Annotated in this window: 24 protein-coding genes and 1 pseudogene; 11 read left to right on the top strand and 14 right to left on the bottom strand. The window is 51.6% G+C overall.

The annotated features are described in order from the left end of the window. Nucleotides 1–81: 81 nt before the first annotated feature. From HGD79_RS14910 to yiiF, 4 genes and pseudogenes are all read left to right on the top strand, one after another. Nucleotides 82–392, top strand: a pseudogene (locus tag HGD79_RS14910) (type II toxin-antitoxin system RelE/ParE family toxin). Beyond that, nucleotides 393–683 carry a NadS family protein gene (gene nadS / locus HGD79_RS14905; protein ID WP_000356397.1) on the top strand — a complete coding sequence of 97 codons (291 nt, stop codon included), beginning with the start codon at nt 393–395 and terminating at the stop codon, nt 681–683. Between the two features lie 604 nt (nt 684–1,287). Further along, a complete protein-coding gene (locus HGD79_RS14900) occupies nt 1,288–1,506 on the top strand; it encodes a CopG family transcriptional regulator (RefSeq protein ID WP_001295676.1) in 219 nt (72 codons plus the stop codon). A gap of 218 nt (nt 1,507–1,724) precedes the next feature. Then, nucleotides 1,725–1,967, top strand: a complete 243-nt coding sequence (yiiF, locus tag HGD79_RS14895; protein ID WP_001086388.1) for a protein YiiF — start codon at nt 1,725–1,727, stop codon at nt 1,965–1,967. A gap of 228 nt (nt 1,968–2,195) precedes the next feature. Here yiiF and HGD79_RS14890 read toward each other — a convergent pair whose 3' ends face one another. The 5 genes from HGD79_RS14890 to fdnG all read right to left on the bottom strand — a co-directional run bounded on the left by HGD79_RS14890 (nt 2,196) and on the right by fdnG (nt 9,098). Continuing rightward, nucleotides 2,196–3,176, bottom strand: coding sequence for an IS110-like element IS621 family transposase (locus HGD79_RS14890; RefSeq protein ID WP_000399648.1), 981 nt, complete (start codon nt 3,174–3,176; stop codon nt 2,196–2,198). A 398-nt stretch (nt 3,177–3,574) separates the two neighbouring features. Then, on the bottom strand, nt 3,575–4,504 hold the full coding sequence (gene fdhE, locus HGD79_RS14885) for a formate dehydrogenase accessory protein FdhE (RefSeq protein WP_000027708.1): 930 nt from the start codon (nt 4,502–4,504) through the stop codon (nt 3,575–3,577). After that, the gene (gene fdoI, locus HGD79_RS14880; protein WP_000829013.1) at nt 4,501–5,136 is read right to left on the bottom strand and encodes a formate dehydrogenase cytochrome b556 subunit; all 636 of its coding nucleotides are present in this window, start codon (nt 5,134–5,136) and stop codon (nt 4,501–4,503) included. The genes fdhE and fdoI overlap by 4 nt, the downstream gene beginning before the upstream one ends. Then, entirely contained in the window at nt 5,133–6,035 is a 903-nt protein-coding gene (fdoH, locus tag HGD79_RS14875; RefSeq protein WP_000331377.1) for a formate dehydrogenase O subunit beta, read from the bottom strand. The genes fdoI and fdoH overlap by 4 nt, the downstream gene beginning before the upstream one ends. 12 nt (nt 6,036–6,047) lie before the next feature. After that, complete coding sequence (fdnG, locus tag HGD79_RS14870; protein ID WP_011310337.1) at nt 6,048–9,098, bottom strand: formate dehydrogenase-N subunit alpha; 3,051 nt, start codon at nt 9,096–9,098, stop codon at nt 6,048–6,050. A gap of 193 nt (nt 9,099–9,291) precedes the next feature. On the opposite strand from fdnG, the gene fdhD reads away from it, so the two are divergent. Continuing rightward, entirely contained in the window at nt 9,292–10,125 is an 834-nt protein-coding gene (gene fdhD / locus HGD79_RS14865; RefSeq protein WP_000753589.1) for a formate dehydrogenase accessory sulfurtransferase FdhD, read from the top strand. A gap of 152 nt (nt 10,126–10,277) precedes the next feature. Then, complete coding sequence (locus tag HGD79_RS14860) at nt 10,278–11,318, top strand: YiiG family protein (RefSeq protein WP_001348539.1); 1,041 nt, start codon at nt 10,278–10,280, stop codon at nt 11,316–11,318. A 49-nt stretch (nt 11,319–11,367) separates the two neighbouring features. Here the strand turns inward: HGD79_RS14860 and HGD79_RS14855 are convergent, their stop codons facing one another. The 8 genes from HGD79_RS14855 to rhaB all read right to left on the bottom strand — a co-directional run bounded on the left by HGD79_RS14855 (nt 11,368) and on the right by rhaB (nt 20,500). Continuing rightward, entirely contained in the window at nt 11,368–13,116 is a 1,749-nt protein-coding gene (locus HGD79_RS14855) for a putative frv operon regulatory protein (RefSeq protein WP_000931335.1), read from the bottom strand. Then, entirely contained in the window at nt 13,116–14,186 is a 1,071-nt protein-coding gene (locus HGD79_RS14850) for an aminopeptidase (protein WP_001019508.1), read from the bottom strand. The genes HGD79_RS14855 and HGD79_RS14850 overlap by 1 nt, the downstream gene beginning before the upstream one ends. Continuing rightward, a complete protein-coding gene (locus tag HGD79_RS14845) occupies nt 14,176–15,627 on the bottom strand; it encodes a PTS fructose-like transporter subunit IIBC (RefSeq protein WP_000446010.1) in 1,452 nt (483 codons plus the stop codon). The genes HGD79_RS14850 and HGD79_RS14845 overlap by 11 nt, the downstream gene beginning before the upstream one ends. Nucleotides 15,628–15,637: 10 nt before the next feature. Next, on the bottom strand, nt 15,638–16,084 hold the full coding sequence (locus HGD79_RS14840; protein WP_000729595.1) for a PTS fructose transporter subunit IIA: 447 nt from the start codon (nt 16,082–16,084) through the stop codon (nt 15,638–15,640). A 300-nt stretch (nt 16,085–16,384) separates the two neighbouring features. After that, nucleotides 16,385–16,699 carry an L-rhamnose mutarotase gene (rhaM, locus tag HGD79_RS14835; protein ID WP_000619503.1) on the bottom strand — a complete coding sequence of 105 codons (315 nt, stop codon included), beginning with the start codon at nt 16,697–16,699 and terminating at the stop codon, nt 16,385–16,387. A 9-nt stretch (nt 16,700–16,708) separates the two neighbouring features. Continuing rightward, entirely contained in the window at nt 16,709–17,533 is an 825-nt protein-coding gene (gene rhaD, locus HGD79_RS14830; RefSeq protein WP_001179764.1) for a rhamnulose-1-phosphate aldolase, read from the bottom strand. A 241-nt stretch (nt 17,534–17,774) separates the two neighbouring features. After that, nucleotides 17,775–19,034, bottom strand: coding sequence for an L-rhamnose isomerase (gene rhaA / locus HGD79_RS14825; protein ID WP_001300077.1), 1,260 nt, complete (start codon nt 19,032–19,034; stop codon nt 17,775–17,777). Further along, nucleotides 19,031–20,500, bottom strand: coding sequence for a rhamnulokinase (gene rhaB, locus HGD79_RS14820; protein WP_000144076.1), 1,470 nt, complete (start codon nt 20,498–20,500; stop codon nt 19,031–19,033). The genes rhaA and rhaB overlap by 4 nt, the downstream gene beginning before the upstream one ends. A gap of 287 nt (nt 20,501–20,787) precedes the next feature. Between rhaB and rhaS the strand changes: the two genes are divergently transcribed. After that, nucleotides 20,788–21,624 (top strand): HTH-type transcriptional activator RhaS, encoded by an 837-nt coding sequence (rhaS, locus tag HGD79_RS14815; RefSeq protein ID WP_000217139.1) that lies wholly within the window; start codon nt 20,788–20,790, stop codon nt 21,622–21,624. Between the two features lie 73 nt (nt 21,625–21,697). Next, nucleotides 21,698–22,546, top strand: coding sequence for an HTH-type transcriptional activator RhaR (gene rhaR, locus HGD79_RS14810; protein ID WP_001298410.1), 849 nt, complete (start codon nt 21,698–21,700; stop codon nt 22,544–22,546). Here the strand turns inward: rhaR and rhaT are convergent. Then, nucleotides 22,543–23,577 (bottom strand): L-rhamnose/proton symporter RhaT, encoded by a 1,035-nt coding sequence (gene rhaT, locus HGD79_RS14805; RefSeq protein ID WP_000063484.1) that lies wholly within the window; start codon nt 23,575–23,577, stop codon nt 22,543–22,545. The genes rhaR and rhaT overlap by 4 nt on opposite strands. A 284-nt stretch (nt 23,578–23,861) precedes the next feature. On the opposite strand from rhaT, the gene sodA reads away from it, so the two are divergent. From sodA to yiiM, 3 genes are all read left to right on the top strand, one after another. Beyond that, complete coding sequence (gene sodA, locus HGD79_RS14800; RefSeq protein ID WP_001297064.1) at nt 23,862–24,482, top strand: superoxide dismutase [Mn]; 621 nt, start codon at nt 23,862–23,864, stop codon at nt 24,480–24,482. 259 nt (nt 24,483–24,741) lie between these two features. Then, the gene (gene kdgT / locus HGD79_RS14795) at nt 24,742–25,725 is read left to right on the top strand and encodes a 2-keto-3-deoxygluconate transporter (RefSeq protein WP_001166063.1); all 984 of its coding nucleotides are present in this window, start codon (nt 24,742–24,744) and stop codon (nt 25,723–25,725) included. A gap of 148 nt (nt 25,726–25,873) precedes the next feature. After that, complete coding sequence (yiiM, locus tag HGD79_RS14790) at nt 25,874–26,548, top strand: 6-hydroxyaminopurine reductase (protein ID WP_139496416.1); 675 nt, start codon at nt 25,874–25,876, stop codon at nt 26,546–26,548. Nucleotides 26,549–26,611: the final 63 nt, after the last annotated feature.

Genomic DNA, 26,611 nt, shown 5'->3' with positions numbered 1-26,611 from the left:
ACTATCAGTAAGCTAGTGGTTTCAAGGGTACGTCAATGACGTACAAAAAGGATTGTTACTCTAAGCCAATGGCGTATAATTATGCTCTTCATCGAAACGGAAATTTTTACTGAAGATGTTCAAAAACTGCTGACCGACGATGAATTCAGTCGTTTTCAGTTTTTCCTGCCTTGAATCCTGACTATGGTGAGGTAATACCTGAAACTGGTGGGTTAAGAAAGGTTCGATGGGTTTCAGGAGGAAAGGGGAAACGTGCTGGTGTCAGGGTTATTTACTTTCATCAGGTTAAACATTATGAGATCAGATTACTGCTTATTTATCGTAAGGGTATTAAAGATGATCTGTCTCCCCAGGAAAAAGCAATGCTCCGGTTGTTAAATACGAGGTGGTAAATGGATAAGGCACTTTTTGAGCGGTTGACTCACAGCATGGCCCAGATGAATGAAATTATTGAAGGAACGCGACAGCCTTCGCGGACTTTTGAAGTTGATGCTATGAAAATCAAAGAAATACGCCGCGCTTCAGGGTTGTCACAATCTAAATTTGCCGATCTTATTTCTGTAAGCGTAGACACGTTGCGTAACTGGGAGCAGGGGCGACGTTCACCGACCGGGCCTGCAAAGGCTTTGCTGCGAGCGATTGCCAATGATCCGCAACATGTGCTGCAAGCACTTAACCGTTAGAGGCATGGTTATGCCATACAGAAAGCACTAGCATTCAGAACTCCTGTGAAAGCGGCATAGTGGTCGCCTGCCCAGGAGTTTTGCTATGACCCGTAATCGTGCTGAACGTCGCCACCCTATGATGCGATTAAAAAAACTCATCGTCGCGCTGATGATTGACGTCAATGCTATCGGATGATACCGGGGGGTTCCGGAAGGAATTCCTTGTTTCCCGAACTGTTACCAACAAAATTATAACGATGAACAAGTAAAGACCGGTTGGTGGCAGTACTGACCGGTCTGTGATGGATGATTAATTTCACCTTAAATCCGGGTGCTGTTAGGATGCTGACATTTTTCGGGTACACCATTCAGATTATGCAAATAAAGATCCAATCAAAAAATAAACATCCCTGAATATAATATATTCATAGTATCCATAACTCATCCTGGGCGATAACTAAACCATTTTTGAGTAATAAATGAAACAACTGCAACGCTCTTATTATTTCTGGAAAACGCCTCGCAAAAACAAAACGACATGCAAAAATCCGCTTTTTTTAAATGATTTTCCGGCGTAATTTTCGCACATACATTAATGAGTAATATATGTAAGGTGGTGGTAATGGCGATGAATACGGTTTTTCTTCATTTATCAGAAGAGGCAATTAAACGGCTGAACAAGCTTCGGGGCTGGCGTAAGGTTTCACGATCTGCAATTTTACGCGAAGCGGTTGAGCAATATCTGGAACGTCAGCAATTCCCGGTGCGTAAAGCAAAGGGAGGCAGGCAAAAGGGGGAGGTAGTTGGTGTTGATGATCAGTGTAAGGAGCATAAGGAATGAAAAAAATTTTTCATTCTTGAATATAAAAAAACAGATGCCCTTATTCTGGTATTAATACAAGGCTGTTTTACTTGAACTTATAATAACTGCAACTGTTACATCGTATCTGGAAAACGCCTCGCAAAAATAAAAAATGATGCGTAAATGAGCTTTCTTTAAAGATTCGGCAAGGGTACTTTTCTCTCCATAGATTCAAAAATGATATTGGCGAGATATTTATGAACTCTCTGGCAGGTATAGATATGGGCAGAATTTTACTCGATTTATCGAATGAGGTGATTAAGCAACTTGATGATCTCGAGGTGCAGCGTAATCTTCCTCGTGCGGACCTATTAAGGGAAGCGGTAGATCAATACCTGATAAATCAATCGCAAACAGCAAGAACCAGTGTTCCTGGCATCTGGCAAGGGTGTGAGGAAGATGGTGTCGAATATCAGCGTAAGCTGCGCGAGGAATGGTAATGGGAAAAAATGATGTCAATCAGATTGCTGACAACGTGCGCGTTGTTCATGCCGGATGCGGCGTGAACGCCTTATCCGGCCTACAAAGTCGTGAAAATTCAATATATTGCAGTTTATTGGTAGATACTGTTATGGCCTGCAAGTTTTTTCCTGGTCCGGTTTCCCGGATTGCAGGCATGCCAGACACAGCGCCGTCAGGCGCTGTTTTTTTCATCCCTTCCGCGATTTTTACGCCGCTACCGGATTATGCCGTGACGCATCGAACGGCACGCCTGACTTCAGCACTCCATACGCCACCTGTGCCAGCTTGCGCATCATCGCGCCGAGAATCACCTTTCCTTTCTTGCCATTAGCCGCCAGACGGTCGCGGAACGCCCGTCCCCACTCAGTCTTACTGGTGGCTACCATTGCGGGCATATACAACGCCCTGCGAAGCGACACATGTCCGGCCTTACTCATCCGGCTCGCCCCTCTCACACTGCTACCTGATTCATAACGCCGTGGTGTCAGACCCGCAAAAGCGGCGAACTGTCTGGCATGGGCGAAGCGGTCCTTCAGACCGATATAAGCCAGCAATACCGCAGATGTTTTCTCTCCGATACCCGGGATGCTTTCCAGCAGTTTCCTGCGGTGTTTCATATCCGGATCATCGTCTGTCAGGTCTTTTATCTGCTTCTCAAGACGCTTCAGCTCTGCTTCAAGCCACAGAAGGTGAGCATCAATGCTCGGTCTCTGGACTTCCCGCGCCGTTTCAGTGCGATTCAGTTCCTGCGTGTGCATATCTGTCAGCGCCTGGTGGCGGACTACCAGGGCACGCAACGCGCGTTCAAGCGGGTGAGGCGCTTCCCAGGCTGCAGGGCGCTTCTGACGACAGAACTCTGCCAGCATGCGCGCATCCACGGTATCAGTCTTGTTACGCAGTCCTTCACTCTGAGCGAAAGCTTTACCCAGCGCAGGATTAATGACTGACACTATGTAGCCAGCATCGTAAAGGCACTCAGCGACAGGTTCCATATAGGTGCCGGTCGCTTCGATGCAGATATGCGCATGGTCAATCTTGTGACCTTTCAGCCAGCTCACCAGCTCATCGTGCCCTTTAGTGGTGTTAGCGAATTTTTTGGTGCGATGACGACCATCAGGACGCAACACATCGACATCCAGTTTCTCTTTAGCGGTGTCGATACCGATATAATGAAGTTCATGTTCCATAGTGAAACCAACCTTGCAAATACGGATTACCGGGAAAACCGGTCCATGATACTGTCCGGTTTATCACTTTGGGAGAAAGGCAGTCCGCTGCATAAATCTACGCAACAGGTTAGAACCCAAGGCCCGATACGGCATGCGGACTGCAGGCAGAGAAAACTGGCCGATTTTCTCTGCACTGGAGGGATAATACAAGGCCTGATAAGCGCAGCGCATCAGGCAATCTTACGCTTGTTATCAGTGACATACCAATAACCTTATCGATGTGTTGGAGGGAAGAACGAGGCAAACAGGCACTGGCGGCATAGCTTGAGGTGGTAACGCGGAATACGGGAGATGGTGTCGTCACACCCTATGAGCTGTAATCCGGGCGACCAGCGCCACCCGGAAAACGTCAGAGATTACTCCCCTTCACCCGGAAACAGGAACGGGTTGATGGAACTGCGGGCATAGCCTTCTTGCTCCATTCGCGCGTCCAGTACCAGAGAGGCGAGGTCATCTGCCACGGCTTCAACTTTCGGTTCTTTTTCCTGATAAAGAATCTTCAGGTAAGTGCCGCAGTCATCGCAGCTTTCGGCTTTAATCGCGGCCTGTTCGTCATCCAGCGACCAGTAATGCAGTTTGCCGCTCTGCTCGCAGTTGCTGCATTTTACGCGCACTACGTGCCATTCGGTTTCACACAGGTTGCAGTGCAGGTAACGCAGACCCTGAGTGGTGCCAATTTGCACCATGCTGGACACCGGCATAGAACCACAAACCGGGCAATATTGACGTTGCTCGCCGTATTCAGCGCGGGCTTTGCCGGGGATCAGATTGGCCATCTGCGCCCAGTAGAGCGACAGTGCAGCCCAGATAAACGGCGCTTTATCGCTGCTGACGGATGAGAAATCAGAGGCAAACAGTGCGCTGGCCATATCTTCCAGCTCCTGAGTCGATGCCTTCTCCAGATTCTCAATCACTGCCAGCGCCGGGCCGCTCATTTCAGGTTTCAGCTCAGCAATCAGCGCCATCAGCAGCTTTTGCCAGTGCTTATCACGCGGCAGAACGTGAATATCCAGCGGGGGCTTGCCCTGTGCGCTGGCTTCTTTAATGCGCGCGGTCAGATCCATCTCCAGCGGATGGTCGTACAGCACCACTTCCTGGGCGTGGGCGATAAGCGCAGCAAAGCGCAGGTAATCACCCAGCGGATTATTTTCTGCCAGCTCGCGCAGACGCTCGGCGCGGCGGTTGTATAAATTCTTGAGCCGAGGGAACAATAACGGCGGAATCATATCCGCCGTACGTTTCTCGCTCGAACCCAGCTCATCTTGCGGGATTATGCGAATACTCATTCAGCTTTCTTTTCCGTTGTCTTGCGGACCTCACGGTACCAGCGCGGGTGATGTTTCTTCGCCCAGGCGCTGGTAACCCATCCTTCCACCATGGCGGTAATCGTGCCTTTCACCCAAAGGGCGGCGTAGATATGCACCATGATAACCACAATTAACGCCACTGCGGCAAATGAATGCAGCATTAACGCGAATCGGATCACCGGGATTGAGAAAGCAGGCGCAAAATAAGGACGCCAGATAATCACGCCGCTCACCAGCAGCAGAACCAGGAAAATAATCGCCGCCCAGAAAACGCATTTCTGACCGAAGTTATAACGCCCGGTGTCACCTACTTCCTCGTTGACGACGATCTTACGAATATTCTTCGCCCAAAAGATATCATCCCGATTGATTAGGTTGTGATGCCAGTAACGGAAAAACATGATGATGAACGAGGCAAACATAACCACGCCGACAAACGGGTGCAGAATTCGCGCCAGCTGCGGTGTGCCCATGATTTGCATCAACCAGTTGAAGGACGGGAACAAAAAGCCCAGCCCGCTCACCGCCGCCAGGATGAAGCAGAAGGCGGTGATCCAGTGGTTGATACGTTCCGGCGCGGTGTAGCGCACGATGGTGTCACGTCGTTTCATTTGCGCTCCTCGTCTTTCTCTTCGTGCAGATTATTCTCTTCCTCATCCGCACGGTTCGGACCGACACCCACGTAGTGGAAGATACTGGCCGCAAAGGTAGCCGCAAAGCCAACAGCCGCGAGCGGTTTCCAGATGCCTTTCCAGAATTTCACGGTTTCGCTGATTTCCGGGTTCTCCGGCAAGCCATGATACAGATTTGGCTTGTCAGCATGGTGCAGCACGTACATGACGTGTGTACCACCGACGCCTGCCGGATCGTACAGACCCGCATTGTCGTAACCGCGGGTTTTCAGCTCAGCAACGCGCTCGCTCGCCAGCGTTTTCATCGACTCTTTCGTACCGAAGTGAATCGCGCCCGTTGGGCAGGTCTTCACGCAGGCTGGTTCTTGCCCAACCACCACGCGGTCAACGCACAGCGTACATTTGTAGACGCGGTTGTCTTCCGGGTTGAGGCGCGGAATGTCGAACGGACAGCCCGCAATGCAATAACCGCAGCCAATGCACTGCTCGGACTGGAAGTCGACGATACCGTTGGCATACTGAATAATTGCACCTTCCGCCGGGCACGCTTTCAGGCAGCCTGGATCGGAACAGTGCATACAGCCGTCTTTGCGGATCAGCCATTCCAGTTTGTCGTTCTGCTCCACTTCCGAGAAGCGCATTACCGTCCACGATTTGGCGCTTAAATCATTGGGGTTGTCGTACACCCCAATGTTATTGCCGACGGTATCGCGAATGTCGTTCCACTCTGAACACGCCACCTGACAGGCTTTACAGCCGATACAGGTGGTGACGTCGATGAGTTTCGCCACTTCTTCCTGGAAGTCCCGCGCCTGAGGCGCGGGGGTCAGACCGTTAGTCGCGGAACGACGAATGATATCTTGAGATTGATAAGCCATATGTCGTCTCCGTTACACCTTTTCCACATTCACAAGGAAGGACTTAAACTCCGGCGTCTGCGTGTTCGCATCACCAACGAATGGCGTTAACGTATTGGCAATAAAGCCTTTTTTAGCTACGCCTTCATAACCCCAGTGAATCGGAATACCGATGGTATCGATATCTTTGCCGTTCGCTTTCAGCGTACGAATACGTTTGGTCACCACCGCTTTGGCTTTGATATAGCCACGGTTGGAGGAGACTTTCACGGTATCGCCCTGGGCAATGCCAAGTTTATTCGCCAGCGACTCCCCGATTTCCACAAACTGCTCTGGTTGCAAAATCGCGTTCAACAGCGCGTGTTTGGTCCAGTAGTGGAAGTGCTCGGTCAGACGATAGGTGGTTCCGACATACGGGAACTTATCGGCTTTACCCAATGCTTCGGCGTCGTCTTTAAAGATACGTGCAGCCGGGTTCGAGATAACGTTTGGATGCAGCGGGTTAGTTCCCAGCGGCGTTTCAAACGGCTCGTAGTGTTCCGGGAACGGACCTTCCGCCATCTTATCGAGGGCAAACAGACGCCCCATGCCTTCCTGCTGCATGATAAACGGCCCGACGCCGCTACCCGGAGGCGCTGCGCTGTAGTCCGGAATATCCCAGCCGGTCCACTTAGTGCCGTCCCATTTCAGCAACTGACGCTTCGGATCCCACGGGTTACCCTGCGGATCTGCGGAGGCGCGGTTATACAGAATGCGGCGGTTAAGCGGCCATGCCCATGCCCAGCCCAGCGTGTTACCGAGGCCAGACGGATCGGCGTTATCACGACGCGCCATCTGGTTGCCTTCCGGCGTCCAGCTACCGGCGAAAATCCAGCAGCCACAGGAGGTTGTACCGTCATCGCGCAATTGGGCGAACGAGCTAAGTTGTTGGCCTTTCTTGACGATAACCGCACCGGTTGCCGGATCGGTAATATCGGCCAGCGCCTTACCGTTGCTCTCCATCGCTACTTCTTCCGACTTCGGCTCATGCGGAATGGCGTAGTTCCAGGTCATGTTCAGCACCTGGTCCGGGTTCGCGCCACCCTGTTCGGCATACATCTTGCGCAAGCGCAGGAAGATACCGGAGAGGATCTCGCCATCAGTCAGCGCAATCCCCGGGGCGTCCGCACCTTTCCAGTGCCACTGCAACCAGCGACCTGAGTTAACGATTGAACCGTTCTCTTCTGCGAAGCAGGTCGATGGCAGACGGAACACTTCGGTCTGGATCTTCGACGAGTCAACTTCGTTCAGCTCACCGTGGTTCTGCCAGAAGTTAGAGGTTTCAGTGTTCAGTGGGTCGATGGTGACGAGGAACTTCAGTTTCGACAGACAACCGATCACTTTGTTTTTGTTCGGGAATGAGGCAACAGGGTTAAAGCCCTGGCAGATATAGCCATTGACCTTGCCCTCTTTCATCATCTCGAAGTACTGCAGGACGTCGTAGCCTTTATCCCACTTCGGCAACCAGTCAAAGCCCCAGCTATTTTCCGCCGTCGCTTTATCACCAAAGAAGGCCTTCATCATAGAGACGAAGAATTTCGGGTAGTTGCCCCAGTAGTTTACCTGGCCTTCCAGCAGCGGTTTTGGCGTGTTGGCGGTAAGGTAGGTTTGCAGATCGGTCTGCTTCTCGCTTGGCAGCGTCATGTAACCTGGCAGACTCTGCGACAGTAGCCCCAGGTCCGTCAGCCCCTGAATATTGGAGTGACCGCGCAGGGCGTTAACGCCGCCGCCGGCCATCCCCATATTGCCGAGCAGCAGCTGGATCATCGCCATCGTACGAATGTTTTGCGCACCAACGGAGTGTTGCGTCCAGCCGAGGGCATACAGGAACGAGGCAGTTTTATCGTGAGCACTGGTTTCTGCGATGTATTCGCAGACTTTCAGGAACGCGTCTTTTGGCGTACCACAGATGTTTTCAACCACATCTGGCGTGTAGCGGGAAACGTGCTGTTTCAGCAAGTTCCACACGCAGCGCGGATGTTGCAGCGTGGTATCGCGTTTGGCGAAGCCGTTTTCGTCCAGTTCATAAGTCCAGGAGGATTTATCGTACTTGCGTTTTTCCGCGTCGTAGCCGGTGAACAGGCCATCTTCAAAGCCGTAATCCTCACGCACTATCAGGCTGGCGTTGGTATAGGCTTCGGTGTATTCGCGGTTGAATTTTTCATTGTTCAGCAGGTACAGCAATACGCCTGACAGGAAAGCAATGTCAGTACCGGAACGAATAGGGGCATAGTAGTCAGCTACCGCCGCCGTACGCGTAAAGCGAGGATCGATCACAATCAGCTTCGCGCCGTTGTGAATTTTGGCTTCCATCGCCCAGCGGAACCCGACCGGGTGAGCTTCAGCGGCGTTACCGCCCATCACCACGACGAGGTTGGCGTTCTTGATGTCGACCCAGTGGTTGGTCATCGCACCGCGACCAAATGTTGGAGCAAGACTTGCTACCGTTGGTCCGTGTCAGACACGCGCCTGGTTGTCGACCGCGAGCATACCCAGCGCGCGGGAGAATTTTTGCGTTAAATAGCCGGTTTCGTTACTCGACGCGGAAGCACACAGCATCCCGGTGGAGAGCCAGCGGTTAACAGTCACGCCTTCGGCGTTTTGCGCAATGTAGTTAGCATCGCGGTCTTCTTTCATCAGTTTGGCGATGCGATCAAACGCCTCTTCCCAACTGATTTGCTGCCATTTATCAGAACCTGGCGCACGGTATTCCGGAAACTTCAGACGGCTTTCGGAGTGGATGAAATCCACCAGGCCAGCGCCTTTCGGACAAAGTGCACCGCGGTTGACCGGGTGATCCGGATCGCCTTCGATATGGAAGATAGATGCTTTGGCGTTTTTTGCTCCGTCACCGAGGCTGTACATCAACAGCCCACAGCCTACGGAACAATAGGTGCAGGTATTACGGGTTTCGCGGGTGCGCAGCAGTTTATACTGCCGGGTTTCCGCGAGCGCTACGCTGGGTGCAAAACCCAGTGCCGCTGCCGTGGTGCCTGCCATACCGCCAGCGCAGATCTTAAAGAACTGCCTTCTGCTGACCTGCATGGATTGCTCCTTGTTTCGACATTGTCACGTCCCATTTACATTCGCTTGCTGCGTGTGCAGGGAGTGGGAGTTATTTTTCTTTGCGGAAGGGGCCGCAAAGGTCCAGAATTGGCTCAATTTCCCTCCATCCAGGAAGGGTTTGTAACAGAATACCATAATGTTGGTGTGTGTGTTCTTATCTGGTTAAGAGAAAGTGAAAAAAACACAGCAAAAAGAAATCGAAAATGTGACAAATATCACAGGTGTTCGTCAAATTGAGTTATGGCGGCGTGATGATTTACAACACCCACGGTTAGATGAGGTCGCGGAAGAAGTTCCCGTTGCGCTGGTCTACAACGGCATTTCGCATGTGGTGATGATGGCGTCGCCCAAAGACCTTGAGTACTTTGCGCTCGGTTTTTCGCTTTCCGAGGGGATAATAGAAAGTCCGCGCGATATCTTCGGCATGGATGTCGTTCCTTCCTGTAATGGTCTTGAAGTACAAATTGAGCTTTCCAGCCGCCGCTTTATGGGGTTGAAGGAGCGCCGCCGGGCGCTGGCGGGACGTACGGGCTGTGGCGTATGCGGCGTGGAGCAACTTAATGACATCGGAAAACCGGTGCAGCCGCTACCGTTCACCCAGACGTTTGATCTCAACAAACTGGATGATGCATTACGTCATCTCAACGATTTTCAGCCAGTGGGGCAACTGACTGGTTGTACTCACGCCGCTGCCTGGATGTTGCCATCTGGCGAACTGGTCGGCGGGCATGAAGACGTGGGTCGCCATGTGGCGCTGGACAAACTGTTAGGCCGCCGGTCACAAGAAGGGGAAAGCTGGCAGCAAGGTGCGGTACTGGTTTCCAGTCGTGCCAGTTATGAAATGGTGCAAAAGTCGGCGATGTGCGGCGTAGAGATTTTGTTTGCGGTGTCTGCCGCGACCACGCTTGCTGTAGAAGTGGCTGAGCGTTGTAATCTGACGCTGGTGGGTTTTTGTAAGCCGGGTCGGGCAACGGTTTATACCCATCCGCAGCGTTTGAGCAATTAATTAAAATAAGTCCTGCGATATATATTAAATTGCAGGACTTATTCATTTCGTGAATTTTATTATTTTATTTATAAATAAAACGCGTGTAGTGGCGTTTTCTTTTTTCATTTATTATGTTCACTCTCTTATCTATATATTTATAAGGCAATTAAATGAAAAGGAATTTATTATCTTCCGCTATTATAGTCGCCATCATGGCCCTCGGTCTGACGGGTTGTGATGATAAAAAAGCCGAAACAGAAACGCCCCCGCCTGCCAATAGTCAACCTGCCGCACCAGCTCCTGAAGCTCCCGTTGCAAAAGCAGAAGCTAAACCTGAAACACCTGCGCAACCGGTGGTCGATGAACAAGCGGTTTTCGACGAAAAAATGGATGTCTATATCAAGTGCTATAACAAGTTACAGATCCCTGTACAGAGCAGTCTGGCGCGTTATGCTGACTGGCTGAAAGATTTTAAACAGGGGCCTACCGGTGAAGAGCGTACTGTTTATGGCATCTACGGCATTAGTGAATCCAACCTCGCTGAGTGTGAAAAAGGCGTAAAAAGTGCTGTGGCGTTAACGCCTGCGCTGCAACCTATTGATGGCGTGGCGGTGAGTTATATCGATGCTGCCGTGGCGTTGGGTAATACCATTAACGAAATGGATAAATATTACACCCAGGAAAATTATAAAGACGATGCGTTTGCGAAAGGGAAAACGCTGCACCAGACATTCTTAAAAAATCTGGAAGCCTTTGAAGCTGTAGCAGAATCTTATCATGCGGCGATTCAGGAAATTAACGATAAGCGCCAGCTTGCGGAACTGAAAAATATTGAAGAAAGAGAAGGGAAAACATTCCACTACTACTCTCTGGCAGTCATGATTTCAGCGAAACAAATTAATAATCTGATATCGCAAGAGAAGTTTGATGTTGATGCGGCAATGAAGAAAGTGTCTGAACTGGAAACGCTAGTGGCGCAGGCCAAAGAAGCGGATAAAGGCGGCATGAATTTCTCGTTTATTAATTCGGCAGGCCAGTATCAACTCGAGGCTAAAAAATACGTTCGCCGCATCAGAGATAAAGTCCCGTACTCTGACTGGGATAAAGAGCAACTTCAGGACGCAAACTCAAGCTGGATGGTCGAAGACTCTTTCCCGAGAGCATTACGCGAGTACAACGAAATGGTTGATGACTATAATAGCCTGCGTTAAACGTTTTTGATGATAAATGCAGTGTCGGATGCGGCGCATCCGACACAGTTCACCCCTTGTGAAGTAACTCCATAAATGCCTCATATCCTGTTAACCCGGCAATAATCTCCGCCGGATGCTGACACAATATGCTTGCCAGATAGCTAAATATTTTTAGCTCATGACGCGCATCGGCGGCGGCGCAGGCGATCAAGACATGGTTAATGACTTCGTTATTCACCTCAACTGGTTGGGCGAGGGTAATAAAAAATCCACGAAAACGTCGCTCCTGTTCGCTCCAGCAATGTGGGATGGCGAGGCGATTAACAATCAGGTTTTCACCTTCGCCTTCGCGGGCGATGATGCGTTGTGCTTCATCGGCGGTAATATGGTGTTGTGCGACTAATTGCGCACAAATTTGCCGGGTAATATGTTGCCAGCTTTCACCGCGTACATTCGAATAATGAAAACTTCCGGGGGCAGAGAAAAAACGCTCCGGCTGTTGGCGAATAAATGCCGTCGCCAGAAAATGTTTTATTTGTTCGATACCGGCAGCCGTAATGATATTTTTTACGGTGATGTAATTATTTACCGCGTCATCCAGTAAATAATGGCTGTTGTTAATGATCAATAACGGCTCAATCTCTTCGCGAATGGCAACAAGTTCGCTTAAGCTACGGGCAATAATCACCCGACAATGTAAAACATCGCGCTCAATGGCGAGCTGATTAATAGTGGCAATCGCGTTCTGGTCCGAGAGCAAAATGATCGGCTGGCGTTCGTTTTGATGCCGTTCCAGCGCACAGGCAAAATACAAACCGATCAGATCGCTGTCGAAAAGGGGAATATCGAGCTGTTCACGCAGTAGCGTAATAAAGTGCAGACTCATATCAAAGGCCGCAGGCCAGGCGGCTTTCAGGTTATTCATGCTGCTTTGGCGGTGCTCAGCAATCCACACCGGTGCGGCAAGGCAACGTAATAAATGCCCGGTAATGTTCTCAACCAGCTGCGTATCAATAATATTCAATGACGCGATGCCCGGCACCCTTTGCAGCAACCGCTGCACATTATCGGCAGAAATTATCTGCGCTTGCTGATGCTGTTTCTCTATCAAACCTGTCAGGGTTCTTACAGCGTTATCACCAAGAAACAGACCGCTATGTTCAACGATTTGTTTTATCTCGTCACCGGGATATTGCGGCCACTCATCGGTCAGTTGATTACGCAGGGCGTAAATCGCCAGAATCAGGCTGGAGAGATAATCACCCTGCATGAGCGGCCAGCGGTGTTGGTTGTCGCAGGCCGTGGATAAATGCTGAAGGTTGTCTCGTGTTACGCCCGCCAGCGGAATTAAAAACGGATCTTTGCGCAGCAAGTTCGCCAGCAAGATAACGCGCTTCTCTTCTGTCTCATCAATGAAATGGCCCAAACCGGGGCGGCTGGCCAGGCAACAAGCGCGTTCATAACGCTGTTTTAACCGGGGCAGACGCTCTGCGACCCACGTTTCTGGCAAATTAAGCGCCGAGGCGAGTTGCGCACGGGGAGTAAAGGTATTCAGTAATAACAGTGCCAGCAGCCGATCGTCGTTATCGTGCTTTTGCAGCAACTGAAAAAAGCTGCGGCGCTCGAAGATTTCCAGCTGATAGCCCGCACTACCACTGGCGGAAATGCGGGCTTTGCCGTTAAGGGTAAAGTTGAGATAGTCAATATCACGCAGGATGGTCCTGCCTGAAACGCCAGTCTGTTGCGCCAGCTCACCAGGCGTGCGCGGCTGTTGCTCCAGCAGATCGACAATCTTTAACTGGCGTTCGTTTAGCATTAATCCACCTGACGGAACTGGCTAAACGCGTTGACTTTCTCCGCAGTTAAGGTGGTCAGAAAACCCCGTATCAGCGTGAGCAGAGCATCGTAATCGGCTTTTGAAATCATACCGCTGTTGGCGTGCAGATAACGAGTTGGCAGACACAGCGCGACAACCGGACGCCCGCCGCCCATCACGTTGTAGCGCCCGCCATCCGTCGCTCCGGTTTTCATGGTGGAAAATTGCAGCGGTAAATCATTCTGCGTGGCACAGTTTTTAAACGCTGCTACCAGTTTCTGGTTGGGGAAGTAGCGCTTGTCAAACAGCATCAGCCCCGGCCCCTGGCCCAGTTTCAGCGGGTATTTAATGTTATCAATGCCCGGAACATCACCTGCGACAGCGGTATCCAGCACGATCACCACATCCGGTTTAATGTGTTCCGCCGAGGTTTGTGCCCCGCGTAGCCCAACTTCTTCTTCCACACTGCCAACGCCATACAGCGTAATTTCTGGGTTATTTACTGTCTGTAGTAGCTCCGCCATCATCGCGCAGCCGATGCGGTTATCCAGCGCCTTGCCGACTACTTTATCTTCGCCCCAGCAGGCAAAATTGGCTTCCGGGCTAATAAAATCGCCAATTTCCACGCCGCGTTTTTCCACCTCTTCGCGACTGTTCGCGCCAATATCAATGAACATCTCATCAAATGACAGCGGTTGTTGCTTTTGCTTTTCCGTTAACGCATGAGGCGCGACGGAACCAATCACACCAGGGATTTTCACTCCCTTGTGTGTGCGTATGGTTACCCGGTGGTTGAGCATCGACTGATTCCACCAGCCACCAATGGTGGTGAAGCGCAGAAAACCGCTCTCGTCGATGTGGGTGACCATAAAGCCGACTTCATCCATATGCCCAACAACGGCAACTTTTGGACCTTTATTTCCCTTACGGGCAACAAAGCTGCCCAGACCATCAAAGGTGATCTCATTAACGCAAGGTTCCAGCGTGTTTATCAGGATGTTGCGAACTTCCTGTTCATCGCCGCTAACGGCGCTGGCTTCGCACAACTGTTGCAGTAACTCAATGTTCATGGACAAGCTCCTGTTGCGCGGCTTTCGCTTTGCGGCGTAACCACAATCCTTTCAGGACGATAATGAATGAAATGTTCAGCGCGAGGCCAATCGCCAGCACCAGATAAAACGAACCTACCGGCGACATCAGGCCGATCAGCGGGTCAAAGATACCCAAACCAGGCGCCAGACGTTTGATTCCGAAAGCGATCACCAGCACGCCGGTAATGCCGCCCGCCAGCGTATTGGCGGTAATCATCGGCAACGGAGCTGCCAGAGCGTAAGGAATAGCCGGTTCGGTTGCGACTGTGGCACCGACCACAATGGCACTACTGGCAGCCTCTTTTTCCTGTCGGGTAAACAGTTTGGGCGCAATGAACGTCGCAAGACCCGCCGCGACGGGCGGCATCAACGCGACAACGCCGACGATGGCGTACCAGTCATAAATGTGTTTTTCCAGCAGTGAGAAGCAGAAGAACCAGGCGGTTTTATTGATGGGGCCGCCCATATCGAACGCCAGCATCGCACCGACCAGAAACGCTGCCGCAAACTTCATTGATGGAGGAATGGTGTTCAGGAAGTGGAGCAGCCCGCCCATGAGGTCGGACATCACCGGCCCGATAACGTAGTAAGTGAGCACGCCGAAAACCAGCAGAGTAACGAACGGGATCAGCATTGAACCGAGCAGCGGTTGTAATGCTTTGCCAAGGCGCACTTTGCGGAACCAGAAGACGAAATAGCCAATCGCCAGCCCCAGCACCACCGCGCCGAGGAATCCCGCACCCGACTGGGTGCCGAGCAGCGCTTTGTCGTTCGCCAGATAGCAAACCAGAAACGCCGGAGCGAAAGCCGGTTTATCGGCAATCGACGAGGCAATATAAGCGCCCATGATGGGGATCATAAAGGTGAAGCCGAGGTAACCGATGGATTCAACTACCCAGGTAAACGACGGCGCACCTTTCGACATATCGGTATATGGCAAACCGAACTGCACCAGCATGTTGGCAAGCGCCACCAGAATACCGCCGCCGATGACAAACGGCAGCGCCGCAGAGACGCCCGCCATCAGGTGGCTCATCACGCTGCCGCTTTGCACTTCCTGTTTGCCAAGCTTCACGCCGCTATCTGCAGCAAAAAGATGCGAGTTTGTTGGTAATTCACTGAAAATCTGATCGATATTTTTCAGCGCCTGGGAGATGGCAATCTCATAAACCTTCTTCCCGGCAAACCGCGCGCGATCGTCACCGCTCAGGCCACGCCCGGTAGCGAGAATGACGTAATCGGCAGCGGCAATCTCTTCGCTGGATAAGCGGTTTTCGACGCCGCTTGATCCTTGAGTTTCAACTTTAATGGTATGACCGAGAGAACGGGCTTTCTGTTCCAGGGCTTCCGCCACCATGTAGGTGTGAGCGATCCCGGCGGGGCAGTTGGTGATCGCGACAATACGTAAGGATGACTCCATCGCCACTTCCTTATGAGCTGAGGGTTTGATTTAACAAGGCAAGCACCTGGTCGGTATCGCCCTGTTGCAGTTGATGAATAAATTCCTTGTGAATAATTTTGCGACACAGTGTGCCGATGATTTTGACCTGATCCTCTTCGCCGCTTTGCGGCACGCCGAGGCAGATCCAGCAATTGACGTCTTCGCCATCGCTGGCTTTCCAGTCAATAGCCTGCGCTTTGCGGGCGAATAATACGAACGGTTGTTTAACGCAGGCGCTTTTACCGTGCGGCACGGCGACACCGGAACCAAATCCAGTAGAGTGCATTTTTTCGCGCAGCAGCAGGGTTTGCAGGAACTGGTGTGAGTCGGTGATAAAACCGTTTTGTAACGCTATTGTCGCCAACTGCTTCAGAACGGAATAAGCGCCATTGCCCTGAATATTCAGGTCAATACAGCTTGCAGTAAGAGCTGCCATTAATCGGACTCCATAAAATATATTTTAATCAATTGTAATGGTGGAGCGATTAAGTGATGAGAGGCGATATGTCGGTAAACAATGACAATTTGAGACAGAGTGAAAGGTCAGATTTGCGGAGTAATGCACATAATGGTTATTTAAATAAACCACATGAATCATTAATGGGTTATTCATTATTTTTGTGATTTACTCACAATGTATCAGGGAAATATAACTTACCGGGAGATGTAATATGTTTAATTTTTCAAATCGAAATTTAAAATATTGTGCCGGAGGCATCTCTGGCACATTGGGCAATTACGGCAGGTAAAACACTTCTTGCAGCTCGCTACTCACCGGGCTGTTATCCGGGTTAGCGGGCATAACATCGGTCATATATTTCCACCAACGTTGGCAAACATCAGTGCTGGCTACCGCATTCCACCGTTCTTCAGATTCAATCTCTACCGTGGCAAACAGCAGATTACGCGCTTTGTCGAGGTAAATGGCGTAGTTATGCGCACCGTGAGATTTCAACACTGCTTCCAGTTCCGGCCAGATGGGGTTATGCCGACGCTGATACTCTTCGTGGGCGTCGGGGTTAACCTGCATGACAAAGGCTTTGCGGATCATGTTTGCTCCTTACAGCGCCAGCGCACTAGCTAGTGGTGTAACGCCGAAGCGCTTGCCGAGCGCTATCAACTCTTCACGGCTGATGGTCTGTTTCATGCCGCCCATCGAATAAACCTTCACTAATACTTGTGCTGATTTTTCTGCGGTGTCGATTAAACCGAATGTTTCATCCAACGTCGACCCGCTGCCGAAGACGCCGTGGAAGGGCCACAACACCAGCGAATGTTTTTGCATCTCTTGTGCGGTCGCCTGGCCGATTTCGTCCGTGCCGGGCACCATCCACGGCAAAATGCCAACGCCATCCGGGAACACTACCAGACACTCGGTGCTGCCTTCCCACAGTTGGCGAGTAAAGACCGCGGTGTCGTTTTCCAGTACATAGGTGAGGGCGATCAGGTTGGTGGCGTGGCAGTGCATGATCACCCGATCTTTACCGTTGGTGGCTTTAATGCGCTCGCAGTGGGAGAGAAAGTGAGCCGGAAGTTCAGAAGTTGGAACGGCTTCGTTGGTTAACCCCCAGAGAATATGGTAGCCCGCGCCGTCGCTGTCGACTTTTACGACGCCTAAGTTAGCTGCAGGATCAAGCTGGACGTTACGGAAGAATTTGCCGGAGCCGGTGACAATAAACGGTGTATTTGCCAGTAAAGGCATGGGTTGGCTGAGCGGGATATAGCGCGGTTGTGCATGGAAGTTGTCTTTATAAGGCGCGATATCGGCGTCATCCAGGCGCAGCGTCAGGTTACCGCCGTTGCGCTCGTCCCAGCCTTTCAGCCAGGCATCGGTGGTGGCTTTGATCATTCCCTGGACAAACCAGGACTGGGTAATGTTTTGCATGTTCTGTGTTCCTGTAAATTAGGTTGCCTTGTTTAGACATGGTGCTGCTTGTTCCCTTCACCCTAACCCTCTCCCCGTAGGGGCGAGGGGACTGTCCGGAGCAGTGTTCAGCTCCGTTGCCGCACGAGGCTATGTTTTTCTCCCTCGCCCTTTCAGGGAGAGGGCCGGGGTGAGGGTGACAGCCCGCATGGACATTCGACCTGTAGGCCGGATAAGGCGCTCGCGCCGCATCCGGCAGTGTTTACCCACGCTGGCTCAAAATCGCTTTCTCATAAGCCCGCACGCTCTCCAGCCATTCGCTACCTGCTGGCGTATCGTGACGTTGGCAATACATTTCCCAGACCGCCTGCCACGGCAACGATTTCTGCTCTTCCAGCAGTGCCAGACGCGCAGTGTAATCGCCCGCCGCTTCCAGCTTGCGCAGCTCAGCGGTAGGTTCCAGCAACGCACGCAGCAGGGCTTTTTTCATATTGCGTGTACCAATGACCCACGCGGCAATGCGGTTGATAGAGGCATCGAAGAAGTCAAGGCCGATATGCACCCGGTCAAACAGATCGTGACGCACAATCTCACTGGCAATTGCCTGGGTTTCATCATCCAGCAGCACTACGTGATCGCTGTCCCAGCGAACCGGACGGCTGACGTGCAGCAGCAACTGCGGCACATACAGCATGGCGGCGGAAATCTTGTCGGAAATCACTTCAGTCGGGTGGAAGTGCCCGGCGTCCAGGCACAGCGCAGTCTGGCGGCTGGTGGCATACCCCATGTAAAACTCATTGGAGCCAACCGTGTAGCTCTCTGCGCCAATGCCAAACAATTTGCTCTCAACGGCGTCGATATGGTGCGCAGGGTTTAGCTTCTCGCTGATCACCTCATCCAGTGCTGCCAGCAGACGCTGACGCGGGGCGAGACGGTCAACGGTGATATCTTTCATACCATCCGGGATCCAGATGTTCATCACCGATGGTGTGCCGAGTTGCTCGCCAAAATAGGCCGAAACGCGACGGCTGGCTTTGCAGTGATCAATCCAGAACTGGCGAATGCTGTCGTCGGCATGGGAAAGCGTAAAGCCATCGGCGCTTAGCGGATGCGAAAAGCAGGAGGGGTTAAAATCCAGACCGAGCTGATTGGCTTTCGCCCATTCAACCCAGTTTTTGAAGTGCTCTGGTTTGATCTGATCGCGCGAGACTGGCGTATCTGATTCCAGATAGATGGCATGTAAATTAAGCCGTTTCGGCCCCGGAATCAGCCGCATAGCCTGTTCCAGATCGGTACGTAGCTCACTGGCATTACGCGCTTTGCCCGGATAATTACCAGTAGCTTGAATCCCACCGGTCAGCGAACCTTCCGGGTTTTCAAAACCGGAAACATCATCGCCCTGCCAGCAGTGCATTGAAACGGGTAAACGATCAAGTTGGCGCAGCGCCTCCTCGACATCAATCCCCACCGCCGCGAAACGCTGTTTCGCCAGCTCCCAGGCCTGTTCCAGTTGAGTGGTCATGCGCAAAGCTCCTTTGTCTGTCGTGTAGAGTGAATCTGCGCCACATAGTGGGCAATTTCACTGTCAGGATTAGGGGTAAAGGTGGTCAGATTCGCGGTGGTGCTGACGACCTGACGGAAATCATCCACATTGTTGAGTTCATCCAGCGTCATTAACTGGATGCCGATATTGCCGAGCGTTGAGGCTTCAACAGGCCCGGCGATCACCCGAATACCGCAGGCATCGGCGCATAGCTGGTTGAGCAGCGTGTTCTGGCAGCCGCCGCCGACAATATGCAGTTGCGAGAAATCTTCACCGCGCAGCTGCGCCAGCTCATGCAACACATCGGCATACAGCAGCGCCAGACTGTCGAAAATACAGCGCGCCAGTTCAGCATCACTTTCCGGGATCGGTTGCGCCGTTTCCCGACACGCAGCCTGAATTTCGCTGCACATCGCTTCAGGATTAATAAAGCGATCGTCATTGGGATTGATGATGAAGCGACAGGCCGGAAGTGCCTGTGTCGCGGCGATAAGCGCCGGGAGATCGTTGATTTGCCGTTCCTGAAGCACCCGCTGAAGCAGCCATAAGCCCATAATATTTTTCAGCACCCGATAGCGACCTTCCGCCCCGCCTTCATTGGTGATGTTGGCTGCCAGCGCCGTGTCATTGGTAAATGGCGTCTGGCTTTCGAAGCCCATCAATGACCAGGTACCAGAAGAGAGATAAGCGGCGCGTGAACCGTTTAACGGCGAGGCGATAACCGCGCTGGCGGTATCATGGCTGGCAACGGCGACCACCGGAATCTCATTACCCTGCGGGCAAATCCAGTGACCTATGACATTACCCGGATGCGTCGGGCGACCAAACCAGGCTTTGTTGGCACCGCTCCACGCCAGTAGCGACTCGTCCCAGTCGTCGCTATTGATATTGACCAGTTGCGTGGTTGTGGCGTTGGTGTACTCCCAGTTCATCTTGCCGGTAAGGCGATAACTAAAATAATCCGGCATTAGCAGAGCGTGAGCAATGTGTGGAATAAGTTCAGGTTGTTGCTCCGTCAGCGCCCGTAACTGATAAAGCGTATTGAAGGGCAGAAACTGGATGCCGCTACGTTGATAAATATCGCGTTTGCCGAGTTGTTGTTGTGCCTGCGCCATCAGGCCATTGGTGCGGCTATCGCGATAAGCAACGGGCAGGCCCACACGCTGACCCTGTTGGTCGAGCAGCACAAAGTCCACGCCCCAGGTATCAATCCCAATGCTATCGATACGAATCCCTTCCTCGCACACCTTGTTTAATCCAAGGCGAATGGCACTTTCCAGGCTATCCACATCCCAGGTGACATAGCCGTTCTGACTATGCAGCCCATTGTTAAAACGATGGATTTCGCGCAGCGTCAGGCTGCGGCATTCACGCTCGTAACGCGCCAGCATCACGCGCCCACTGGATGCGCCGAGATCGACGGCGACACAATTGCGAAAGGTCATAATGTGATCCTGCTGAATTTCATTACGACCAGTCTAAAAAGCGCCTGAATTCGCGACCTTCTCGTTACTGACAGGAAAATGGGCCATTGGCAACCAGGGAAAGATGAACGTGATGATGTTCACAATTTGCTGAATTGTGGTGATGTGATGCTCACCGCATTTCCTGAAAATTCACGCTGTATCTTGAAAAATCGACGTTTTTTACGTGGTTTTCCGTCGAAAATTTAAGGTAAGAACCTGACCTCGTGATTACTATTTCGCCGTGTTGACGACATCAGGAGGCCAGTATGACCGTATTACATAGTGTGGATTTTTTTCCGTCTGGTAACGCGTCCGTGGCGATAGAACCCCGGCTCCCGCAGGCGGATTTTCCTGAACATCATCATGATTTTCATGAAATTGTGATTGTCGAACATGGCACGGGTATTCATGTGTTTAATGGGCAGCCCTATACCATCACCGGTGGCACGGTCTGTTTTGTGCGCGACCATGATCGGCATCTGTATGAACATACCGATAATCTGTGTCTGACTAATGTGCTGTATCGCTCGCCGGATCGATTTCAGTTTCTCGCCGGGCTGAATCAGTTGCTGCCACAAGAGCTGGATGGGCAGTATCCTTCCCACTGGCGCGTTAACCACAGCGTATTGCAGCAGGTGCGACAGCTGGTTGCACAGATGGAACAGCAGGAAGGGGAAAATGATTTACCCTCGACCGCCAGTCGCGAGATCTTGTTTATGCAATTACTGCTCTTGCTGCGTAAAAGCAGTTTGCAGGAGAACCTGGAAAACAGCGCATCACGTCTCAACTTGCTTCTGGCCTGGCTGGAGGACCATTTTGCCGATGAGGTGAATTGGGATGCCGTGGCGGAGCAATTTTCTCTTTCGCTGCGTACGCTACATCGGCAGCTTAAGCAGCAAACGGGACTGACGCCTCAGCGTTACCTGAACCGCCTGCGACTGATGAAAGCCCGACATCTACTACGCCACAGCGAGGCCAGCGTTACTGATATCGCCTATCGCTGTGGATTCAGCGACAGTAACCACTTTTCGACGCTTTTTCGCCGAGAGTTTAACTGGTCACCGCGTGATATTCGTCAGGGACGGGATGGTTTTCTGCAATAACGCGAATCTTCTCAACGTATTTGTACGCCATATTGCGAATAATCAACTTCGTTCTCTGGCCGAGGTAGCCACGGTGGCGCATCAGTTAAAACTTCTCAAAGATGATTTTTTTGCCAGCGACCAGCAGGCAGTCGCTGTGGCTGACCGTTATCCGCAAGATGTTTTTGCCGAACATACACATGATTTTTGTGAGCTGGTGATTGTCTGGCGCGGTAATGGTCTGCATGTACTCAACGATCGCCCTTATCGCATTACCCGTGGCGATCTCTTTTACATTCATGCTGACGATAAACACTCCTACGCTTCCGTTAACGATCTGGTTTTGCAGAATATTATTTATTGCCCGGAGCGGCTGAAGCTGAATCTTGACTGGCAGGGAGCGATTCCGGGATTTAGCGCCAGCGCAGGGCAACCACACTGGCGCTTAGGTAGCGTGGGGATGGCGCAGGCGCGGCAGGTTATCGGTCAGCTTGAGCATGAAAGTAGTCAGCATGTGTCGTTTGCTAACGAAATGGCTGAGTTGCTGTTCGGGCAGTTGGTGATGTTGCTGAATCGCCATCGTTACACCAGTGATTCGTTGCCGCCAACATCCAGCGAAACGTTGCTGGATAAGCTGATTACCCGGCTGGCGGCTAGCCTGAAAAGTCCCTTTGCGCTGGATAAATTTTGTGATGAGGCATCGTGCAGTGAGCGCGTTTTGCGTCAGCAATTTCGCCAGCAGACTGGAATGACCATCAATCAATATCTGCGGCAGGTCAGAGTGTGTCATGCGCAATATCTTCTCCAGCATAGCCGCCTGTTAATCAGTGATATTTCGACCGAATGTGGCTTTGAAGATAGTAACTATTTTTCGGTGGTGTTTACCCGGGAAACCGGGATGACGCCCAGCCAGTGGCGTCATCTCAATTCGCAGAAAGATTAATTCGCCATGCCGATGCCGACGATGTTGGCGGCGACAATAATCACCACACAACCGAGGCTCAACACCGTTACCGGACGGCGACCTGCATTGTTCCACTCTTTCAGCACCAGCCCGACGATACCGCCGCACAATACATAGAAACTCATATGCAGCATCCAACTGATGTAGTCATACTGCGCCGGAATGCGGGCGTGGCCCCAGGCATAGAAAAAGAATTGCAGATACCACATCAACCCGCCCAGTGCTGAGAGTAACACATTGTGAATGATCAGCGGTTTTGCCAGCGAGAAGTCGGCTTTTAGCGACAAATCCTTCACTTTTGCCAGACGAATGAAGCAGAAACCGAGGTTGATGATCGCGCCGCCGCCCATGATGATGACATAGCTTGGCAGAGCGACATACAGTGGATCGACGCCCAGTGCGGCAGCGGCTTCATGCATCGGTTTTGCGGCGTTCATCGCAAAAGACATACCGGCAGAGAAAATGCCGCACATCACCGCCAGCACCAGCCCTTTTTTCAGGTTGAACTCTTCGGCTTTAATGCCCATTTTGCGCTCTTTCAACTGCCCGGCGCGAGTCACAATCCCTACGCCAATCAGCGCCACCAGAACGCCGAGCAACGTCATGCGTCCGCCTTCGGTGTTAATCAGCACATCGAAATTGCCGTTGATAATTGGCGTCATCAGCGTACCGACAATCAACGTAATGCCAATGGCGATGCCAATTCCCATCGACAGGCCGAGATAACGCATGGTCAGGCCATAGTTGATATTACCGATCCCCCACATAGCGCCGAACAGAAAAACAGGCAGCAGCGTAGAGAGACTAAACGAGCTGTAATACGCCCAGAAATCCGGTAGTAACAGGGCGCTGATGGCCCACGGCAGAATAATCCACGAAACAATCCCACCGACTGACCACATGGTTTCCCATGACCATTTTTTTACTTTTTTGAACGGAGCGTAAAAACAGGCTGCACTGGCCGCGCCGATCAAATGCCAAAATATCCCCATCGTAATCGCGTTACTCATCTTCTTATCCTCATCATTTTTCGTCGCTTCACATCTCCGACGAGATGAGTGTAAAAATCGTGCTGTCGATTAACCTTTCGCCTGTTGCCGCCGTTGTCGATTTACTGGCAATCACGGCATTAAGTGGGTGATTTGCTTCACATCTCGGGCATTTTCCTGCAAAACCATACCCTTACGAAAAGTACGGCATTGATAATCATTTTCAATATCATTTAATTAACTATAATGAACCAACTGCTTACGCGGCATTAACAATCGGCCGCCCGACAATACTGGAGATGAATATGAGCTATACCCTGCCATCCCTGCCGTATGCTTACGATGCCCTGGAACCGCACTTCGATAAGCAGACCATGGAAATCCACCACACCAAACACCATCAGACCTACGTAAACAACGCCAACGCGGCGCTGGAAAGCCTGCCAGAATTTGCCAACCTGCCGGTTGAAGAGCTGATCACCAAACTGGACCAGCTGCCAGCAGACAAGAAAACCGTACTGCGCAACAACGCTGGCGGTCACGCTAACCACAGCCTGTTCTGGAAAGGTCTGAAAAAAGGCACCACCCTGCAGGGTGACCTGAAAGCGGCTATCGAACGTGACTTCGGCTCCGTTGATAACTTCAAAGCAGAATTTGAAAAAGCGGCAGCTTCCCGCTTTGGTTCCGGCTGGGCATGGCTGGTGCTGAAAGGCGATAAACTGGCGGTGGTTTCTACTGCTAACCAGGATTCTCCGCTGATGGGTGAAGCTATTTCTGGCGCTTCCGGCTTCCCGATTCTGGGCCTGGATGTGTGGGAACATGCTTACTACCTGAAATTCCAGAACCGCCGCCCGGACTACATCAAAGAGTTCTGGAACGTGGTGAACTGGGACGAAGCTGCGGCGCGTTTCGCGGCGAAAAAATAATCATTTGCCGCCTGCTGCAATGAGGCGTATAGGCCGCATATCAGCTTAAAAAATGAACCATCGCCAACGGCGGTGGTTTTTTTGTGATCAATTTCAAAATAAAAACAATGATCCGATAAAAATAAAACAGTGTTTCAATTGATGTGGTTTTGATCACTTTTATTGATTAAATGAATGTCTATCTTCGTTTCCATCAACACTGATGCTCCATTGAGGAATGACGCATCAGCCCTTAAAAATATGCCGACAGGTGATGGAAATGCAGATAAAACGCTCGATTGAGAAAATCCCGGGGGGGATGATGCTCGTCCCGCTATTCCTTGGCGCACTGTGCCACACCTTCTCGCCGGGGGCGGGGAAATATTTTGGATCATTCACCAACGGGATGATTACCGGTACGGTGCCCATTCTGGCGGTGTGGTTTTTTTGCATGGGGGCGTCAATAAAATTAAGCGCGACGGGAACGGTATTGCGTAAATCCGGTACGCTGGTGGTAACAAAAATTGCCGTCGCGTGGGTGGTTGCGGCAATTGCCTCGCGCATTATTCCGGAACATGGTGTTGAAGTTGGATTCTTTGCCGGACTTTCAACGCTGGCGCTGGTGGCGGCGATGGATATGACCAATGGCGGACTTTACGCTTCCATCATGCAGCAGTACGGCACAAAAGAAGAAGCTGGGGCATTTGTGTTGATGTCGTTGGAGTCCGGGCCGCTCATGACGATGATTATTCTGGGCACTGCAGGGATTGCCTCGTTTGAACCGCATGTTTTCGTCGGCGCAGTATTACCGTTCCTGGTGGGCTTTGCCCTGGGGAACCTTGACCCTGAATTACGAGAATTTTTCAGCAAAGCGGTGCAAACGCTGATTCCATTCTTTGCCTTCGCGCTGGGCAATACCATTGATTTGACTGTGATTGCCCAGACTGGTTTGCTGGGGATCCTGTTGGGTGTGGCAGTAATTATCGTGACCGGTATTCCGTTGATTATCGCCGATAAATTGATTGGCGGTGGCGATGGCACTGCCGGAATTGCCGCTTCCAGTTCCGCAGGGGCCGCGGTAGCGACACCTGTGCTGATTGCAGAAATGGTGCCTGCGTTTAAACCGATGGCTCCGGCAGCAACTTCGCTGGTAGCGACGGCGGTCATTGTGACTTCGATTCTGGTGCCAATTCTTACCTCTATCTGGTCACGTAAAGTCAAAGCCAGAGCAGCGAAAATCGAAATTTTAGGTACGGTGAAATAAACCTGCTTCCTTAATCCCCACAGCCGGATGAACTAACGTTCGTCCGGTTTGCTATTGAGTTCCTGCCTGGATACTTACCGCGAAAACAGCACGCCTGACATAAAATAAATATGGTCTAATGGGGAAATTTCTCGTGGAGAGGGAACAGATGCGATATCCGGTTGATGTATACACAGGCAAGATTCAGGCTTATCCCGAAGGCAAACCCAGCGCAATTGCCAAAATCCAGGTTGATGGTGAGTTGATGCTGACGGAGCTGGGGCTGGAAGGTGACGAGCAGGCGGAGAAAAAGGTTCACGGCGGGCAAGACAGAGCGCTGTGTCATTATCCTCGTGAGCATTATCTCTACTGGGCGCGGGAATTTCCGGAACAGGCGGAGTTGTTTGTTGCGCCTGCGTTTGGTGAAAACCTCTCAACCGACGGCCTGACGGAAAGTAATGTTTATATGGGCGATATTTTCCGCTGGGGAGAGGCATTAATTCAGGTCAGCCAGCCGCGCTCGCCTTGCTATAAACTCAATTACCATTTTGATATCAGCGATATAGCGCAGTTGATGCAAAACACAGGTAAGGTGGGGTGGTTGTATAGCGTGATAGCGCCAGGGAAAGTGTCTGCGGACGCGCCGCTGGAGTTGGTTTCCCGTGTCAGCGATGTGACCGTGCAGGAGGCTGCCGCCATCGCATGGCATATGCCGTTTGATGACGATCAATATCACCGTTTACTCTCCGCCGCCGGGTTATCGAAAAGCTGGACGCGGACGATGCAAAAGCGCCGACTGAGCGGCAAGATCGAAGATTTTTCCCGCCGGTTGTGGGGAAAATAACCCCCGGAGTGTAGGCCTGATAAGACGCTATCAGCGTCGCATCAGGCATCCTGCTCAAATGCC

Source organism: Escherichia sp. SCLE84 (assembly GCF_012584495.1).
In the GTDB taxonomy this organism is placed as follows: domain Bacteria; phylum Pseudomonadota; class Gammaproteobacteria; order Enterobacterales; family Enterobacteriaceae; genus ECMA0423.
Note: the sequence above shows the minus strand (reverse complement) of the source record. Positions and strands in the feature narration are given on the sequence as shown.

Bases quoted from the DNA above. Each gene is read 5' to 3' on its own strand.
- HGD79_RS14890 (WP_000399648.1), bottom strand. From the start codon at position 3,176: ATGGAACATGAACTTCATTATATCGGTATCGACACCGCTAAAGAGAAA.
- HGD79_RS14845 (WP_000446010.1), bottom strand. From the start codon at position 15,627: ATGGAGTCATCCTTACGTATTGTCGCGATCACCAACTGCCCCGCCGGG.
- HGD79_RS14855 (WP_000931335.1), bottom strand. From the start codon at position 13,116: ATGCTAAACGAACGCCAGTTAAAGATTGTCGATCTGCTGGAGCAACAG.
- rhaD (WP_001179764.1), bottom strand. From the start codon at position 17,533: ATGCAAAACATTACCCAGTCCTGGTTTGTCCAGGGAATGATCAAAGCC.
- yiiM (WP_139496416.1), top strand. From the start codon at position 25,874: ATGCGATATCCGGTTGATGTATACACAGGCAAGATTCAGGCTTATCCC.
- rhaM (WP_000619503.1), bottom strand. From the start codon at position 16,699: ATGATCCGCAAAGCCTTTGTCATGCAGGTTAACCCCGACGCCCACGAA.
- rhaB (WP_000144076.1), bottom strand. From the start codon at position 20,500: ATGACCTTTCGCAATTGTGTCGCCGTCGATCTCGGCGCATCCAGTGGG.
- nadS (WP_000356397.1), top strand. From the start codon at position 393: ATGGATAAGGCACTTTTTGAGCGGTTGACTCACAGCATGGCCCAGATG.
- HGD79_RS14840 (WP_000729595.1), bottom strand. From the start codon at position 16,084: ATGGCAGCTCTTACTGCAAGCTGTATTGACCTGAATATTCAGGGCAAT.
- yiiF (WP_001086388.1), top strand. From the start codon at position 1,725: ATGAACTCTCTGGCAGGTATAGATATGGGCAGAATTTTACTCGATTTA.
- fdoH (WP_000331377.1), bottom strand. From the start codon at position 6,035: ATGGCTTATCAATCTCAAGATATCATTCGTCGTTCCGCGACTAACGGT.
- HGD79_RS14860 (WP_001348539.1), top strand. From the start codon at position 10,278: ATGAAAAGGAATTTATTATCTTCCGCTATTATAGTCGCCATCATGGCC.
- HGD79_RS14900 (WP_001295676.1), top strand. From the start codon at position 1,288: ATGGCGATGAATACGGTTTTTCTTCATTTATCAGAAGAGGCAATTAAA.
- HGD79_RS14850 (WP_001019508.1), bottom strand. From the start codon at position 14,186: ATGAACATTGAGTTACTGCAACAGTTGTGCGAAGCCAGCGCCGTTAGC.
- rhaA (WP_001300077.1), bottom strand. From the start codon at position 19,034: ATGACCACTCAACTGGAACAGGCCTGGGAGCTGGCGAAACAGCGTTTC.
- rhaS (WP_000217139.1), top strand. From the start codon at position 20,788: ATGACCGTATTACATAGTGTGGATTTTTTTCCGTCTGGTAACGCGTCC.
- rhaT (WP_000063484.1), bottom strand. From the start codon at position 23,577: ATGAGTAACGCGATTACGATGGGGATATTTTGGCATTTGATCGGCGCG.
- sodA (WP_001297064.1), top strand. From the start codon at position 23,862: ATGAGCTATACCCTGCCATCCCTGCCGTATGCTTACGATGCCCTGGAA.
- fdoI (WP_000829013.1), bottom strand. From the start codon at position 5,136: ATGAAACGACGTGACACCATCGTGCGCTACACCGCGCCGGAACGTATC.
- fdhE (WP_000027708.1), bottom strand. From the start codon at position 4,504: ATGAGTATTCGCATAATCCCGCAAGATGAGCTGGGTTCGAGCGAGAAA.
- kdgT (WP_001166063.1), top strand. From the start codon at position 24,742: ATGCAGATAAAACGCTCGATTGAGAAAATCCCGGGGGGGATGATGCTC.